Consider the following 17,729-nt stretch of genomic DNA (forward strand, 5'->3'; position numbering starts at 1 on the left):
GCAGGACATGCCCCCAACATAATCCTGCTTTTTATTTTCAGAAGAAGGTTTACCCCTAAAACTTCCTCTTCTAATATAAACGAAAAGTAGATAATAAAAACGGTTCTTAACATACCTAAAAAGTGGTATTTTTTGATTTGCGACGAAAGGTTGTTTCTACCACTTCATTTTCACTGAATTTGGTGATTGTCGAGCGTTTTAAGGAAAAGTAGAACCTCTACATTTAAGGACTTATCTCATCCCGTGGTGAGTTAGCCGGCAACTTTTTTCCAAATTTTGGTACCTGATTTTATAATAAGCAATACAAGAAAACCTACAATTAGCCCAATTACAAATTCCACTATAATACCCGGAATATTTTCAAACATGCCGTGCAGGAAATGGATATTATGAACAAAAATCCCTCCTGAAACCAACAATAACGCGATAGTACCAATAACCGACAGGCTTTTAATCACTTTAGGAAGAGCACTTACCAGAAATTTCCCGATTTTATCTGAAAAGCTATTTTCCCTTTCGTTTAAATCAATAAGTTTAGCTCCAAATTCATCCATCCTTATAATAAGCGCCACAATCCCGTAGACCCCCACGGTGGCCACGAGCGCAATAAGCGTAACAACAATAATTTGCGTCAGTAATGCTTCCGTTCCAACGCTTCCCAAAGCGATAATTATGATTTCTACGGAAAGTATAAAATCTGTTAAAATTGCTGATTTAATTTTCTCCTTTTCCCTTGCCAGGACTTCTTCTTTAGAAAGTTTTTCAAGCTTGGGAGTTTCATCTGCGTGAGCATGCGGGAAAAAGAATTCATATATTTTTTCAGCACCTTCGTAAGCGAGATATAATCCACCAATTAAGAGAATAACTGTAATAGCTGGAGGCACAAAAGCACTTAGCAAAAATGCCAGGGGCAGAATGATAAGCTTGTTTAGAAAAGATCCCTTTGTGATTGCCCAGAGCACCGGAAGTTCCCGGGAAGACATAAACCCGGAAGCCTTTTCTGCATTCACCGCCAGATCGTCGCCTAAGATTCCTGCTGTTTTTTTTCCGGCGACTTTACCAAGTACCGCTACATCGTCCATTAAAGTTGCAATATCATCCAGAAGTGCAAAAAAACCTGAGGCCATAAATTGATTTTTATTTGAGGAACAAGATAGGTGTATTTGATAACTTGAAATTCATGAATTGCAGAAATAATCTTTTCGTTCAGAAATTCAATATCGTGACAATTGTTTTATTTAAAACAAGCTTCTTACTATTGGTGCAAAAACTTAAAAAGTGTACTGAAAGCCCAGCAAATAATGTTCATCTGAACTGCTAAAAGTGAGTTGCATATTCTCTTCTTTACGAGGATTTGTAAAAAACCAGGTACTTCCTATACCTACAACAGCCCCTGCCAAGACATCCCAGCCATCATGCCTGGTGGCATGAATTCGGCTAAAACTGGCATAACCTGCGAGAACATAAGCAGGAATGCTGTATTTGAAGCCGTACCTGCGATGAAAGAACGAAGCCCCCTGGAAAGCTACAGAAGTATGTCCAGAAGGGAATGCATAGTCGCCGCCTTGCAAAGGGCGCTGCTTATTAATCAAGACTTTGGCTGCACCTGTCACGGCAAGATTTAGAGCAAAGCTTTTGGTGAACTGCCAAGTTCCCTTGTAATCTTCAACAATAAGGGTCGTCGCAGCTGCTGATATGGGTAATAAGAATACAGTTGCATCACCGGAATTTTCTATAAAAGAATCCTCAGGGTTAAAGAACTGGCTGTGGCCTTCTGTAGGAGATAAGAAGAAGATAAAAAACAGACATAATAAAAAACTCTGCCGCAGCTTTATCCAACAGATTGTGGGGTGGAATTCTGTAGTAATATGTGTTTTCATCAAAACAGGAGGATTTTAGAATTGGAACTTTTATTTTAGCTTCCGGTCAAAATACAGGTTGAAGAAGTTCTTTCAAAAAGTTTTAATAGGCTTTAACCCTGTTTAACAAATTTTTACCTGAAGATGACGAAAGTTCTCCGTAGATTTTCAAAAACATACTTTTATCCACAGAGCTTATCCCGAACCTTAGATTTGCTCATCGATAACTGAAAGCGACAATCACCAAAGAAAAAAGAGAAATTCAGTTAAAAAAACCATTGATTTCAATTTTATTTTTAGCTTTCATTCTATTAATAAAACCGTAAATTGTTTTACTAAATAAATATATATACATGGCCAAAACAAAAATCAAAGTAAATAACAATGGATCGCTAATTGTTGCGGGAGATATTGAAATAGTAAATAAAAACGGAAATGTTTACGACCTTGGAGGCCGCGAACAGGTGACGCTATGTCGCTGCGGATTATCCAGCAACAAACCTTTTTGTGACGGATCTCACAGAAACCATTTTGAACATGAAGCTATAGCTTTTGATCTACCTCCAAAGAAGGTATAGGGCTAAAAAAGCGGAAGAGGTGACCTGGTAAATTGAACCCTTTATTTTATGTCTATACTATAATAGAATACCTTTTTAAATCAAATAGAATCAAATTAAATGATTCTCCAAAATCTAAAAAACCACGCTAATTCTAAGATTTGCGTGGTTTTGATACGATTTGCTATTCGTAAGAGTGACCTTGCCATGATTCAAACCTTTTTTGCTCTTCCCAGGTTTAGCAGCAGATTCAGCCGATATTGGTTTCAAGGGAACCTTTTAGCTACCCTTAAATTTGAACTTATATACTACTAATTGACTTCAACTTTATAAGGTTACGAGAAAAAACTTTTTTATCATTAGATAAAATTTAAAAACATATTGATTACTGTTGTTGTAGCACGTTATATTTATCAATCGTTACTTTTATTATTGTAACCGAAAGTTTTATAATCAAACATATAAATTGTCCTTTTAAGAAATTATAGTTTTCATATATGGTTGCCACGGATTTTAAGCTTATAAAACTTTAATTGTTAAAAAAGAAATTAATAATCCGAGGATTATTAGGAAAAATAAATTTCGCTCCCAATCTTCTCTTGTTTGCTCTTCTTCAAGTTCAGTTTTTCCACATACTCCCGCTATTCCTGTGCTTAGGAGTTAAAAATTTGATTTGGAATATGTTAGAGAAAATTCTCTAGCTATTCAGGAATAGCTTTACGTTTTTCACACCATCCTTTATATGCAGCCAATCCCATTACTATAGAGAAAATAAGTAATCCGAAAAACTCTCGTGTTTCTTCCATTTCAACAGTTTTCATAGAAAGATCTGCTTGCTGCCATTCCTGGCGGAGCCATTCAAAAACAGAATTGGGAAAGAAATACAAACTCCCTATAAATCCAAGAACAGATGCGAAAATAAGAAGAGGAATATAGAAACGATAAACAGCAGCCAGACCGCACATTAAGGCAGCAAAACTGTAAATGCTCATCCATATTACAGGATCTGGATCATTCCATTGCCAATAACAAAAAAGAAGAAACAAAAAGCTCCATAGACCAAAGAAAACCTGCGATACTCTGAGTCTAAAACTCCTCTTAGCGTGTGCTGGTCGGGAAAAATTTTCCTTATTCATAGCTTTAGGGTTGATAATTCTCAAAGTGCCTAGCGTTTTATAGCTTCAGAACCTTTACTCAATCGTTTAACGAGTTTATATAGGCTGCAATTTTGAGAGCGTCTTCTTCGGAAACCTGTGGCATTGGAGGCATTGCTATAGCATAATCCGGCCAGTTTTCAGGTTCTGGATTATGAATAAGCTCAACAATTCTTTCATTGCTATAATTTCTTTTTGCTACTTCCATGTAAGAAGGACCAACCTGCTTCTTATCCACAGCATGACAGGCAAAGCATGTATTCTTTTGCAAAAGAGGTTGTACAGCTTCAAAATCAGGTACCTGAGATCCTTCAGATATGGCGCCTGATGCTCCCGCTTCTAAAGAAGCCGCCTGGCTCGTATTAGCGCCTGAGTTTTTTGTTGTGGCAGGTTTGTTCAAATCTGTTAAAGCAAGTTTTTCTCCTTTGGGAATCTTGTTTAACGTGTAATATGCCGAAGGATGGACTAAGGAATAATAATTTTCCCTGGCCCTAACCCCAGGAAGAGAAATGTGATGAATGAAATTTTCGCGGAGATTATCAACAGCTATACGCGCTCTCATTCCATCGTCTGAAACTTTCACTCCTTTTATAGGATTCTCTTCCTGTTTTACAGGAGGACTTCCATAAACCGGATGGTACTTATATATAAAACTCTCAACCGAATAAGAAGAAATGTCTTCTGCAGACTTTTGGTCTACAGGCAAAGTAAATTCAACTTCAAAACCATCGGGCATGGCACGAATTGCTTTCATTTCAAAAGGCACCTGCTTATTCCACACAAGGCGCTCTAAACCCTGACTGGCATCCCCGGCAGATCCCCATCCTCTGTTGGTTTCGCCTACAAAAAGAGAGCCGTCATCTGCCCACGCCATACGTAAAACCCCAGACTGGAAGCCACTTCTAAAGTCCATAGCCGCACCCTGATATTGCCCATCTACTTTTTCCATAATGACCCTCATAATCTTACTCTGCCCCTGGTCTCCCACCAGAATTTGCTTTTCAAAGGGACCAAAAGTTCCTTCAGGAATTTTAATCATTTCTGAATTAGAAATCCCCAAAATTCCGTGAGGAAGCCAAACTGCCGGAAGCTTTAAACCAGGAATTTTCTCTTCCATATCTGCCATTGTAACAATCTCATCCTCCACCCGGTTTTCAGGCTTTACATGCCTTCCCTGTGCATCTTTGTCAAACCGGGGATCAATATACTCGTGTACATTCTCAATAGCCAAATCTACAGATGAGTCAGGCATATCTGCCCAACGAAGACCTCCCGGATGAACCGTAAAATCTCCTTTTTCCACCTTCCAGATACCACCAGAACCAACCCAGTCTCCCTGATTCTCTGTATACCACACTTCTCCATCAATCATACTTAAGCCGGCCGGAGAACGCAGTCCGGTTGCCCAGGGTTCCACTTCTCCATCTTCAGTTATCCGTAGCATCCATCCTCTCCAGGGTACCATGCTTTTTGCATGCCACCAGGGGTGAGGAAAACCAAGATTAGTTGAAACAAAGAAGGATCCATCAGCTGCTATCTTCGGTCCAAAGCTATATTCATGATAATTTCCAGAAAGAGGCCAGGCATAAACGGTTTCAAATCTATCTGCTTTGCCATCGTTGTTGGTGTCCAGCATTTTTGTAAGCTCACCCCTTTGTGCCGCATAGAGTGCACCATCTTTGTATGCCAATCCTAATACCTCATGTAAACCAGTGGCGTACTTCTGGAAAAAGGGACGTGAGCTGGTGGGGTTTTGGACAAGGTACACATCGCCACGTCTTGTGGAAACTGCAAGATCACCATTTGGCAAAACCGTTAGTCCTCCCACTTCCAGTAATACCCCTTCAGGAACTCTTATTGATCGTATTTTGAAAAAGTCTTCCTCCATAGGAGACTCCTGAGCCACAACTCCTGTTAAACCGGCTAAAAAAATATTAAAAAACAGGATGCACAATGCTTTACAACAAGTCCTTTTATATAACTTATTTATTACTATCACAGTTGTCAAATTTAGTAGAGAATTGAATATATTAATTTTTCCTGCAAAGGCATCAGGAGCTCCTGCTGGCCCTCTACGGTTCGTAACACAGGCTTTGTCCCATCTGGATTATCCAGGCGGAGGTAGTATTCTTTGTCATCGACTATAAATAGATCCTTTGATACAGATTCTATTTTACTTCCCCGGGCAATTCGCGCATAAAGGTTCGGGCCCGGATTCTGTACCTGTATAGTTCTTTGAAACCCATGTCCATTTTCCAGTACCTGTACAGCATCTGTCACTTCTGCGCCATAAGTGTTGTACATAAAGACTGGACGGTTCTGATCATCCAGGTGATAGCCAAGGGGTCTGTACTGTGTTCCAATGGTGTCCTTTATCCATTTTTGGTTGGGAGAGTTTAATTTGGCCAATGTTAATGTAGGAATGCCAAAATGTTTCACTGCTCCAAGAGGACGGGAAGAACCATCTCCACGACTATACCACATGGGAGTGGCATCTAAAAAGTCTCCGCGCCAAACCTGCACGAGAGAACCCTTGTTCATATCGTAGGTATAGTGCAATTGCTCAGGACTGCCAACATTAACCGAATGTGTCACGCGGTAACCACCGGATTCCTCACTTACAGGAATGTCCATAAAACTGCGAAGAATAGTGTTTTCATTTACTTCTACGAGAATGGGATTTACTACGGTCTCGTAATTCCCACCCCCTTCTGTCACCAGGTATTCCCTTATACCCGGCCCTTCTACAGTCATTCCTAAACCGGGCTCAACCCAATCTTCATATTTGGAATACAAAAGTTCAATGGGCACTACACCTTTAGACAATTCTACCGTGCCTCTACCACTTCGGGCATTAAAAGGAACCACCGCATTATTATTAATTCTGACAAGCCCTGTTCCACCTGGGGTATCCAAATTGAAAGCGTACATTCCGGATTCTTTCACCTCCAGATCTCCGGTATACCGGATCAAAAACTGATTGGATTTTGTGTTAAGATCACTGGTAAGAAGTACAGCCTTACCCTCAAACTCTGGTGGCAAACTATCTAAACCTGTTGGTACCTCATTAAACCTTCCTCCGTAAACCTGCACCTGAAGATTACTAAGCTCTGGACGTGGCTTATCATAGCTGGTCACCTCAAAATTCCGGAAAGCTACTGCCCCGTGATCACCCTGAATTCGCAGAGGTCCATTGGGTGCTTCATCCATGCTTACAGCCCCTCTGGTAGGACCAAAAAGCTCCACATTTTCATGAATAGTAATCCCGTTTAGTTCAACCTTCAGTAATTTCGCATTCTCAGTTTTATTACCTTTTTCATCAAATTGTGGTGCCTGGAAAGAGATTTTTAGATTTTGCCACAGACCGGGCGCTTTGCTAACATTCTGTCGCGGCGCATACCCCTGGTATCCTTTCTGTCCTTCAGGTCTTTTTTCATCCCATCGCTCATAAACACCACCATTTTCTGCAGAAGTGAGATTTTTAGACCCCCAGCTATCTTTAAGTTGTACCTCATATCGACCCATTAAGTAAATGCCTGAGTTTGATCCCGGGGCCATCATATAGTCAAACTCCAGATCAATACTTCCGTACTCCTGTTCAGTATAAAGATCCTGATTATTCCGACCTTTAGGTTCATTTACAAGGATACCCTTTCCTTCTTCGATCCGGAATTTGTTGGATTTATCCAGATCCACATAGATATCATCGGCTATTTGCCAATTTTTTCCCGGGTTCTTAAACTCTGATAAATCTTGAAGGCTGATTTTTCGGGATTGGCCAAAAGAAAAGGGTACGGCCATAAAGAATGCCAGTATCAGCAGCAGTGCTCCAATTCGGGAATGACAACAATTCATAAATATATTTGTTAAGTTAAGTTTTCAGTTTACTTTAAGTGTAATCGTTATCGCCATCTAATTTAGTAACAAAAATCTCATTTCTAGAAATTCAAAACAAATCAGGCTCTGTTACACAAGATTATTTACCATGGGCCTTGGTTTTCTTCTTTTCGACTTTCCTCATTCATTTCATCTTCCTTTAAGGTCGCTAAATAACTGACTAAATCTCTTATTTCCCTCTCAGTGAGCAGATGCCTCATATTGGGCATACTCGAAGGAGAATTTTCCCTTTTAATAATTTCGCGCTTTCTGACTACAGTATCGGGTTCGTTGCCCATTTTTATTGTTAAACTTATATCATTTTCATCCTGAAGCACACCGCTTACTACGCTGTCATCTTTAAGTTCCAGCGTAACCATGCCGAAGCCTGCAGCCAGCCTTTTACTAGGATTAATTAATGCCTCCAGAATTTGTTGCCGTGAAAGTCTTCCAGCTACACCATTAATTCGTGGTCCTGCATTGCCTCCAAAATCATCAAAAGAATGACATTTCATACATTGCGCTGTCTGATGCTCAAAGAAGATCCGCTCTCCGCTCTCCTCATCTCCTCCATAGAGCCCACTTTCAAAGGATCCAAGTTCTGAATCTGATCCTATCTCTTCTTTTATTTTGGCATATCTTGACTGTAATTCTGACGAACCAGTACTATCTACAGCTTCGGCTAACTCAAGATAAATCTCTGAAGCAAGTTCCTTTTTCTGAAGCTGATTGAGTAAATCATCAAAAATATCTTTTGAATATTCTACAGGCAAACTTCCCAAGGCGAGAAGTGCAGCTTGTTTTTCTTCGGTACTTCTTTTTTTAATAACTTCGGTAAGCAATTCCGCTTTAAGTTCTTCAGATAAATTCTGAGAAGCCAGCAACTCAAGTCCTTTCACTCTTACACTTTTCTCTTTATCGGAAATTGCAAACTCAATTGCCTTATCGATATCAGGATCCTGCATAGCGGCCAAGGCCTCTAATGCTTCTACACGCACTTTTGGTTTAGAATCAGTTTTTAATAACCTCAAAAGTTCTGGTGACGCTGCCTTGATGTCCAATAAAGCAATACCTCTTATAGCATTTATTCGCAAAGATTCACTTTTCTCTTTAAGTAATCCCATTAGTGGATCTGAGGCTTCTTTTCTAACTAATAGAGGATCTCTTTTAATTTCACCCCTGTACCGTCCATCCACACGATCAAAAACGGATGGACTTGACCACGTGCTCAGAGCTCTTACAGATTCGATCCGCATAGCTTCAGGAGCATCAGGTTTAAGCGCATAATCTATAAGGTTTTGCATAGCCTTTGAGCTTCCGACCTCCAAATTAGCATTAATTGCACGTCTTATTAAAGGCTCATTTTTAAATTTAGTTTTCGTAAGAATATTGCCCAGTGCGGGTAATGCTTCTTCAATAGAGTTATCATCATTGATAGCCCGGGCTACCTCTGTTGCGATGTACTCATCTTCATCATCCAAAAAGCTAGCAATACCAGGATGTACAAGACGTCGAAGCGTAAGTACAGCTCCCATTCGAACCGCCGGAGAAGAATGTTGTGCCAGATTAACAACAGGATCAGACTTTCCTATTCTGGCTAATGCCAGACTAGCCGCATGACGTATATAAGCATCTTCATCATTATTTCTTTCCAGTAGATCAATAAGAGGTTGTACAGCGGATTCATAAGCTGTTCTTCCCAGAGCCTCAGCAGCAAAAAACCGGACTCTACTATGCTCATCCTGTAGAAGTGCAATTAAAGCACTTCCTGCTTTCCTGTAACGTATATCTCCCAGCCATTTAGCTGCCTGTGCCCTGATCTCGGGGTCTTCATCTTTAAGTAAAGGCATTAACAGATCTGCATGTTTTTCATCTCTGCGAGCCAATTGGCTGATTCCCCAGATTCCATGTATGCGGGCTAATTGATGCTCCTGTTGGTTTATACTTTCTTGGAATTCCTTGAGACCTGGAGAACCTCTTTTTGCTAATTCAAACTGCGATTTCTGCCTTACCCTCATATCAGGATGCATTAATAATTCCCCCAGTTCATTCTCTTCCACAGAACTAAAATCCTCTGCAAGAAGCTTCTTAGTAAGCTCCCGTACTGCACTTGATGCTCCGCCTTCTTTATCTAATTTCCATATACGACCATGATCCTTTGTTCCCCAACCTTCAATCCAGTCTGCAACATAAAGAGCCCCATCAGGACCAAAAGCCATACCTGTGGGAAGAATTCCCTTAAGCACCATATCACTCACGCCAAGCTCAAAAGATGCTCCTTTAGGATTAAGTTTAAAAGCATGAATACCAGATTGAGCAGGATTACCTACAAATTCCGCAACAAAAAAAGTATTTTTCCATTCTTCACCCAGAGCCGTACCCGGATTATATACCATTCCTGAAGGGCCGCTGATAAAATTTTCAATGGCAGGAGTAATATATGCTGCCTGTCCTTCAAACCTGGGTTTAAACAGTTCTTCATCCATCCATACTTTATAGGTATTATTCTTTGGATCTCTATACTTCCCAAATTGCCAGTTGATCCTCCATCCCGTATCAGACCCATTTACAATATATACCAACCGCTCCTTCTCACCGGGATGATCACCGTCGTTATCTACACTAATTAAATTTCCATATTCATCAAAAACAAATTCGTGAGTATTTCTTACGCCCATTGCAAACACTTCAAAATCACTTCCATCTGGATTTGCTCTTACAATAACGCCACGGTTTGGATATTCCCATTTTTCACCGTCAGGGCCGGTACCATTAAATCCTATATCTCCTATTCCCCAATACAGTTTCCCATCGGGTCCCATTTCAAGACCAGACATTCCATGTCCTCCAAAACCAACATGAACACCATAACCATGAGAAATGGAAGTCTTTTCATCGGCAATTCCATCTCCATTAGTATCTTTTATCCTCCACAGATCTGGTGCGACCCCTACAAACAAATCTTCTCCGTCAATCAAAATAGCACCGGCAACATCAGTTATTTCTTCATTAAAATCTTCTACTACCAACTGCGAGATATCTGCAACACCGTCACCTGATGAGTCTTCGAGCCGGTAGATATGTTCCTTTTCCACCGTAAGATCACGCCAGTCATGTGAACCGTCCCCGTTAAGATCAGACAGCCACTCATTTCTACTGCTGTTTTCAGGTGACAATTCTTTATGAAGGAAATTCCTCCTGTCTTCTACAGTTCGCATTTGAAGCGAAGCTGTCTCCCAGTCCTGATGCCCCCGAATATCAAACTCAGAATTCGCCTGCCTATTAGTTCTTGTGTAGTATAAATATCCGTTATTATCTATATCTATAGAAATGGGATCAGCCACCAGGGAATCCACTCCCCAGAGTTTAAGACTCAAGCCATTTGCAATTTCAGGTTTAACTGTAGATTCAATAGACCTTGCTAATTGCTCTGTTTCTGCAGGGTCCATAGCTTTAATTCTTCTATCTACAGGATCTTTCTTGCAACTCCATAACATAAGAACAGAAACGACCAAAAATCCTTTGAAAAGATTCTGGTTGTTCTGTAACTTCTTGAATAGATATTTTTTCACTCGTTTCTGGTATTGAGACAGGTAGTTATTGTTATTTTTAAAACGATTTTCTATTGAAAACATCTTTAAATTCGAAAATAACATTTCTCTGAAATATTAGATCATTTAATGATGTAAAGTATAAAAATTATTTTCGGATCCTTCATCAGAAGAAACCTATATGCTGGGGCGCCAGAGCAGGACCCCAAATTTTGATATTATCGATCTTTCCGGTATCATCAAAAGAGCCAAAGCCAATAAATCCAAAATTAAAGTGCTTATCCTCTGCTTCCATAACAGGAGTATCCATATCATTTAAGAATACCTTAATGCTACCGGATTCAATATCTCTTTCTAACCTCATTTTGTGCCAGTTTTTTGTTGTTCCCCAGTCTATTCCTTCAGTGGTTCTGGAAGCAATGTTTGTTCTTGGAGCATCATTAACTATAAAAATGTTATGGGCATTAGGATCGGCACTTGAAGCCAGATGAGTATAATAAAAATTTGTGTGGTCTTTTATTCCGAAGAATAGGCACAAATCGCGGTGCCCATATTCTTTTCCAGTTTGCTGCAGGTCAGCTTTCAGGATAAAACTACCAAACCTTTTGTTTTTAATAAAAGCAATATTTAGTGGAGATCGCACAGGAGGATTGTACCCGCTCTTACCGGCTAGCTCTAAAGCTTGCCCTGTCTTACCATTTCCTATTTTCCAGGCATTAGAATCGCTAATCTCAAAATCATTTAACGAAGCGTCTCCCTCAAAATCCTCCTCATAAAGCAATTGATAATGATCTGGAATCTGCTGTGCATGATTCTTTAGAAAAATTAGAAAAATCACTGTACAGAAGAAAATATTTCTAGGTAGGACTTGCATTTAACTATTTATTTCAGTTCTGGGTGATAATCTACCACAAATAATTCTCATCTCAATTTAAATAATATTAAATAAAATGAAAACCCAAAACCTAAAAAACCGCGCTAATCATAAGATTTGCGCGGTTTTGCTACGAATTGCTATTCGTAAGAGTGACCTTGCCAGAATTCAAACCTTTTTCGCATTTCCCAGTAGTAGTAGTAGTAGTAGTAGTAGTATATTCAGTTGATCTGAAATTTAAGGTAACCTTTTAGCTATCTTTAAATTGAAACTTATATATGCTTAGATGACTTCAATATTGTAAAAATACAAGTTATTTGGATGAAGTAAAGGATTAATATTAGAAATAATTAGCGAATAATAAATAGGATTTAAAACTTGCTACTCAAAAATGAAAATTTTCTGAAAACACTTTAAAACAAGAATTTAAAATATAGATAAAGATGTATTGGATTCGGCTTAAATAGACGACGTTATTGCTGTTAAAAAGGGTCTGTAAATTAAACTCTATCTGATCTTTCAATTTCTCTTTTACTAATTCCAGAGGTACTGGTATTTATGGTCAATGGTATCCTATCACCAAATTTAATATAAAATTGCTGAATGGTAAGACTCCAATTGTGAAGAGGAGCTGTCCATTTTTTTTCAATATTCTTGGTAGCCAGATAAACCAGCTTTAGAAGGGACCTATCATTAGTGAAGGCTCCTTTGGTCTTTGTAACCTTACGAACCTGGCGATGGAAGCCTTCCACGGCATTAGTGGTATAAATGATCTTTCTGATAGGCTCAGTGAACTGAAAATACTGTGACAGTTCTTCCCAGTTGCGTTGCCAGCTCTCAATTACTACTGGTTACTTCTGGCCCCATTTCTCTTCCAGGTGAAGCAGTTCATCTTCGGCTACTTCTTTATTTACAGCTCGATAGACTTTTTTAAGGTCCTTCATAAATTCCTTCTGGTCTTTAGAAGCAATGTATTTGAGAGAGTTTCTTATTTGATGAACGATACAAAGTTGTACCTGGGTCTTTGGAAACACACTAAGAATAGCATTGGTAAAACCTTTGAGATTATCAGTACATGCAATCAAGATGTCTTCCAGCCCACGGTTTTGTAGATCTGTCAATACCTGAAGCCAGAAGTTGGCACCTTCGCTTTCGGAAATATACATCCCCAGCACTTCTTTATATCCCTCTTTGTTGATGCCTAGAATGTTGTAAAGGGCCTTGTGTTCTATCTTTCCATCTACCTTCACTTTGTAATGCATGGCATCAAGCCATACAATACAATAAAGAGAATCCAGGGGACGGCTCTGCCATGCTTTTACATCGGGAATGATCCTGTCAGTGATCTGGCTTAAAACCGTAAGGGAGATGTCTGTGTCATACATCTCCTTAATATCTGATAGAGAATGTCACGGTAGCTCATTCCAAGGCCGTAGAGGCCTATAATCTTCTCAGAGAGATTATAAGCCAAAATAGTCTGGCGTTTCTTTACCAGGTCTGGTTCTAAACTGCTTTGACGATCCTGTGGGGTGTCAATCTCAAAGGAGCCAAAGCCGCTTTTTATTTTCTTTTTTCCTTTGCCATTGCGCTTATTGCCACTAGAACGCTCTTGTTCATCAAGATGAGAATCCATTTCTGCATCAAGGGCTTTTTTAATAAAACTCTTAAGCATAGGTGCAAAGGCGCCATCTTTCCGAAGAGACTTTTGCCTGACATAAACTGCTCCAAGGCTTTCTTCTCTAACTTTTGTTGCTCTTCTGTCGTCATAGGTCTGTTTGAATAAAATTAATTTAAAGTTCTCTTTAGACAGAGTTTATTTTACACCCTCCCTTCTATTATAGAAAAAAGAACTTAACAAATATGAACATAAGTAAATTAGGTCATAATGATGTAATTTAAGTTTTAAAAAACCTCTCGGTGTAAAACATAGCTTAATTTGTAATCATCATTATCTACCTCTACCCTAAGCTGGAGCCTATTTTCTTATTGGCGAATGTTTTGGAAGAGGTCTTCCAGTTCATAATTAGGTGAGTAAAATTCAACTTTTGGAACATATCCACTTCCACTTGACAAATTAAATTTACGCAATAACTCTTCTTCAGTATTGAATTATTTCATACACAAATCTTCTATTACCTTGCTGTATGTATGAGCCTAGAATACTATAAGAACTCTTTACAATTTGGAGTTAATGTGAAACTACCCATTCCTGCATAGGTAGTATGAAAAGACAGAATTGGCTTTTCATTTTCCAGAACTAACCCGCTCACCTCAAAAGGATTTCCTATACTATCTGCAGCCTTGAATGCAATCTTAGATGTCAAACCATCTACTAATTCTCCACCTTCGGAAAGCAATTGAAAATCAGCTAGGATGGAGGTTCTTTCCTTTTCTCCTGGAGTGCCTTTAAAATCCAAAATATTTTCAACTACGAGGACTTTTCTATTTCCTTTGTAATCCCTCACTGGTCTATTAAATGAGCTTTTACTAAAAGCCTCTAAAAAATATTCACCCAGTTTAATGGCATTGTTGAGAAAGATTCGTCCGGCACTAAAGCCATCTTCTATTTTATATTTTGATTGCAGTACAATACTATCATTTTGACGGTTGCGCAGTTGCACATATCGGGTATGGCCTCCAACGTAAGGCAGAAGCGTGTGCTTATTTAGTAATGTTGCTTGAAACCAAAGATCTTCATTTGTCTCATAGATGCCTTTGCTAGTGTTTATATAAATGGAAGATTGATTTTCCTGTAGAGATATCGTATGAAAATCATTTGCAATGATATCAAGTTTTGCTCTTGATATCTAAGAATAGGTGAAATCAGAAAAAAAGAATAAAAAAGGTATATCCAATAATTATTCATCTTTTTAAAATTAAAGCATTAAGAGAAGATAATGAATAAATAGCCAATATATGTTGTAGTATATATTGGCTATTTCCTGAATGGTATATATGGAAGTGCCAAACAAATAATCCTATTTTATTCAGGGGCCCGTGTCAAACCTAACAGTAAACAGGTCAGCCTAGTTAAATGTTTATCTAAACTTACTTTCATGAAAGGAAAGACTATTTTGGATATCTTCAATTCCGAGATTCTTTTTACACCTCATCATTTGCCTGCCTCGGATACAAGGAACTTATTAACCTCAAGCCAGTGAATAAAGACGTCGAACCAACGATTACTGGTACGATCAGGATTTCCAAGTCCGAAACCATGGCCTCCGTTTTGGTAAAGGTGGAACTCAACAGGTACGCCGGCTTTATGCCAGGATTCTATTAGTCCAAATTCCCCGTGGAATAGAAAATCATCTGCAGCAATAACGTTGAACATAGGAGGAGCATCTTCCGGCACCTCTACTGCATTTAGACCACCGTGAATTGGACCTATAAAGCCAAATCCATGGTTTTGGAACTTAAAGTTGAAGGCATGGTAAGGCCGGCACCGGCCGAAAAGCCGATCATACCAATATTGGTGATGTCCACACCCCACTCCTCTGCACGTTCCACGATCATAGCGTAAGCGGCTTCAGCATCTTCAAGCTGGTTGGAAAGGTTAGATCGCGGACGTTGGGGTGGGGTGACCTGCTCATTTTCGGAGGCTTCGTCGGGAGGCATGGGAGGTCTTTCCATGGAGGTCCTGAATTCGTCAAGCGAATCAGGAGTTGGATGAAGCCTGTATTTTAAAACAAACGCGTTGATTCCCTGCTTTGCAAGTGCTTCTGCGACTTCCCAGCCCTCGTTCCCCATAGAAAGCCATCTGAAACCGCCGCCAGGAGCCACAATAACCGTTGTACCGGCTGCCTTCTCCGGGTCTGGCAAAAAAGGAGTGAGTGTCGCAGTGGTGATATTCCGTGCCATAGGATCGCCCCATTGGCGGAACCAGGTCTCTTGAGCTGGCTGATCTTCAACGCCACCCGTTCCCAGTGGAATTGCATTAGGCTCATCAGGGGCTTCATACTGGTCTAGAAGATTTAAAAGCTCCCGGGGCATCATCTAAACGATTTTGAATTTCTTTTTCCGAAATATAGGGATTAGGGTCAATCCATGTTTTTGCCGCATACTTTGTAGCAAATACCACCCCAACGATTAAAGCCAAGGCACTTATTGGCACCGCCAATAACATTACAAGTCCCAGATCGGCACCCAGTATTCCCGCTGCTGCTATTGGTCCCGGGGTTGGAGGCACCATGGTATGTGTAGCCGTAAGACCTAGCGCAACAGCCGGTCCGGCAAGGGAAATACCTGCTTTCTTGGCCAGGCTTCTGTTAAGTGGGGAGAGTAGAATGAAACCGCTGTCGGCATATACGGGTAGAACTATATATCCAATAAAACCCATGGCTGCTGATACCCGCTTCTTACCTACAACTTGAAGGGCTTCTTCGGCAAGAGCATAAGCCCCTCCTGATTTCTCCAGAAAAGCACCGATAATAACACCAAAAACTATGATTAATCCTATACTACCCAAGGTATTTCCAAACCCCCGGTTTACAGATAGAATAATTGCATCTAAGGGCATTCCTATTAATAAACCGTAGAAGACAGCCACCAGAAATAAAGCCAAAAAGGGATGCACTTGGAAACGTGCTGTTAATATAATAATAAGTGCTACACTTAAAAGAAGGAGAATTACGGTCATATCAGATTTTCATTTGATGGTGCACTCATTTTCTCAGGCTTTTCTATAAAAGGTGAAGTTATATCTGTTTAAGATGTGTAACTGTATTTTCACAATTTTCTTCATTATTTACCCGTTAAATTCAAATTTCAATTTTTTTTGTTGCGACAAAGTAGGTTTGCAGGTACTTAACAGGTCTCAATATTTTCATTAAATTTAATAATCATATTACGTTTTTATCATTTATAAGTAGGTCTAAATATAGAACTGAATTAAAAATCAGTTAAATTATGATGTTTTTTATATAAAACCAAAAATTGATTTTACTGAGTGTTGTATGGATTTTAAAAAAGATGATTAAACTTTCTTTAGTTTGGATGTGAGCAGGATTAGACCTATTTTTCTGCTACCGTATAAAACAAATACCTGAAACAACTCTATTACCAGATTCGCAAATACGTTACAAGCATATAACCGGCATTATGAAAAAATTTTTAGTAGCAGTGATTTTATTGTGCTTATTTATTCAAAGCTATGGACAGAAAAAAAGCGAAGATTTTGACAGGATGTATTTCCTGATTGGCACTTTAAGTGATTATATGAGTGATGAAAAGAGTGACAATTTTTAAAGATAGAGTTGATAAGTACTATGAAGGCGAGAAATCACTTTCTGTCTTTATCGACTCTTCTTTTAATAATACCTATCCCGATTTGGTATCAATCAAGACAAATAACATGGGTTGGCACGAATTGCATTCAGAACTATTAGCTAAAGAAGTTGATAAATTTTATTCTTATGAGTCTTCAGGTATGATAGCCAAATCAGATATAAACTTTGACTCCACAAATCTCGATAGTCTGACATCAGATTTTTACAGGGCAAATTTCGATACCATATACACAGGCAATATTAGAAGTGATATCTTTCAAAATGATATTCAAAAAATTTCCTTTATCACGGGAGTATATATAAGATTTGGTGAATTAAAAGATTTCAATTACAGTATTAAAACTTATAATTCGGGAGGCAAGGCAAAGTTGTTTGCTAAATTACTGGAAGAGTTGGGATCCACAAATGTTCAATATAAATTCGTAAAGAATATTCCTATAAACCATATTGTAAATTTTACGCCATCCGATGAGTTGAAAAAATATTTTGAAAAATATGCGTATTTAACCGAGCCGAATTAAGAATCGATCAGGAATAAAAAGACAACTACATTAAAATTAAATAGAATAG

14 protein-coding genes and 1 pseudogene are annotated in these 17,729 nt (G+C 39.1%); 3 read left to right on the forward strand and 12 right to left on the reverse strand.

Translation table 11 applies throughout. The features are described 5' to 3' along the window. Positions 1-251: 251 nt before the first annotated feature. Positions 252-1,127: a DUF808 domain-containing protein gene (locus tag RM541_RS11210; protein WP_311500237.1), complete on the reverse strand. Its 876-nt coding sequence runs from the start codon at positions 1,125-1,127 to the stop codon at positions 252-254. A gap of 144 nt (positions 1,128-1,271) precedes the next feature. After that, positions 1,272-1,880 (reverse strand): phosphatase PAP2 family protein, encoded by a 609-nt coding sequence (locus tag RM541_RS11215; protein WP_311500238.1) that lies wholly within the window; start codon positions 1,878-1,880, stop codon positions 1,272-1,274. A 332-nt stretch (positions 1,881-2,212) separates the two neighbouring features. Here RM541_RS11215 and RM541_RS11220 point away from each other — a divergent pair, with 332 nt between their 5' ends. Continuing rightward, positions 2,213-2,437 carry a CDGSH iron-sulfur domain-containing protein gene (locus tag RM541_RS11220; RefSeq protein ID WP_311500239.1) on the forward strand — a complete coding sequence of 75 codons (225 nt, stop codon included), beginning with the start codon at positions 2,213-2,215 and terminating at the stop codon, positions 2,435-2,437. Between the two features lie 680 nt (positions 2,438-3,117). Here RM541_RS11220 and RM541_RS11225 read toward each other — a convergent pair. The 10 genes and pseudogenes from RM541_RS11225 to RM541_RS11270 all read right to left on the reverse strand — a co-directional run bounded on the left by RM541_RS11225 (position 3,118) and on the right by RM541_RS11270 (position 16,510). Further along, positions 3,118-3,552 carry a transmembrane 220 family protein gene (locus RM541_RS11225; RefSeq protein WP_311500240.1) on the reverse strand — a complete coding sequence of 145 codons (435 nt, stop codon included), beginning with the start codon at positions 3,550-3,552 and terminating at the stop codon, positions 3,118-3,120. A 58-nt stretch (positions 3,553-3,610) separates the two neighbouring features. Continuing rightward, positions 3,611-5,569 (reverse strand): c-type cytochrome, encoded by a 1,959-nt coding sequence (locus RM541_RS11230; RefSeq protein ID WP_311500241.1) that lies wholly within the window; start codon positions 5,567-5,569, stop codon positions 3,611-3,613. Between the two features lie 11 nt (positions 5,570-5,580). Beyond that, positions 5,581-7,371 (reverse strand): 3-keto-disaccharide hydrolase, encoded by a 1,791-nt coding sequence (locus RM541_RS11235; RefSeq protein WP_311500242.1) that lies wholly within the window; start codon positions 7,369-7,371, stop codon positions 5,581-5,583. 179 nt (positions 7,372-7,550) lie between these two features. Continuing rightward, positions 7,551-11,018, reverse strand: coding sequence for a HEAT repeat domain-containing protein (locus RM541_RS11240; protein ID WP_311500243.1), 3,468 nt, complete (start codon positions 11,016-11,018; stop codon positions 7,551-7,553). Positions 11,019-11,163: 145 nt separating this feature from the next. Beyond that, positions 11,164-11,871, reverse strand: coding sequence for a hypothetical protein (locus tag RM541_RS11245; RefSeq protein ID WP_311500244.1), 708 nt, complete (start codon positions 11,869-11,871; stop codon positions 11,164-11,166). A gap of 500 nt (positions 11,872-12,371) precedes the next feature. Next, positions 12,372-13,638 (reverse strand): annotated as a pseudogene (locus tag RM541_RS11250) (IS256 family transposase). A 395-nt stretch (positions 13,639-14,033) separates the two neighbouring features. After that, positions 14,034-14,492, reverse strand: a complete 459-nt coding sequence (locus RM541_RS11255; RefSeq protein WP_311500245.1) for a hypothetical protein — start codon at positions 14,490-14,492, stop codon at positions 14,034-14,036. Between the two features lie 491 nt (positions 14,493-14,983). Then, complete coding sequence (locus RM541_RS11260; RefSeq protein WP_311500246.1) at positions 14,984-15,205, reverse strand: alpha/beta hydrolase; 222 nt, start codon at positions 15,203-15,205, stop codon at positions 14,984-14,986. 53 nt (positions 15,206-15,258) lie between these two features. Continuing rightward, on the reverse strand, positions 15,259-15,867 hold the full coding sequence (locus RM541_RS11265) for an alpha/beta hydrolase (RefSeq protein ID WP_311500247.1): 609 nt from the start codon (positions 15,865-15,867) through the stop codon (positions 15,259-15,261). Beyond that, positions 15,827-16,510 (reverse strand): GntP family permease, encoded by a 684-nt coding sequence (locus RM541_RS11270; RefSeq protein ID WP_311500248.1) that lies wholly within the window; start codon positions 16,508-16,510, stop codon positions 15,827-15,829. The genes RM541_RS11265 and RM541_RS11270 overlap by 41 nt, the downstream gene beginning before the upstream one ends. A gap of 461 nt (positions 16,511-16,971) precedes the next feature. Between RM541_RS11270 and RM541_RS11275 the strand changes: the two genes are divergently transcribed. Both RM541_RS11275 and RM541_RS11280 read left to right on the forward strand, forming a co-directional pair. Continuing rightward, the gene (locus tag RM541_RS11275) at positions 16,972-17,118 is read left to right on the forward strand and encodes a hypothetical protein (RefSeq protein WP_311500249.1); all 147 of its coding nucleotides are present in this window, start codon (positions 16,972-16,974) and stop codon (positions 17,116-17,118) included. Beyond that, complete coding sequence (locus RM541_RS11280) at positions 17,096-17,680, forward strand: hypothetical protein (protein ID WP_311500250.1); 585 nt, start codon at positions 17,096-17,098, stop codon at positions 17,678-17,680. Before RM541_RS11275 ends, RM541_RS11280 begins: the two co-directional genes overlap by 23 nt. Positions 17,681-17,729: the final 49 nt, after the last annotated feature.

The sequence above is a fragment of the Autumnicola psychrophila genome (assembly GCF_031846645.1).
Lineage (GTDB): Bacteria > Bacteroidota > Bacteroidia > Flavobacteriales > Flavobacteriaceae > Autumnicola > Autumnicola psychrophila.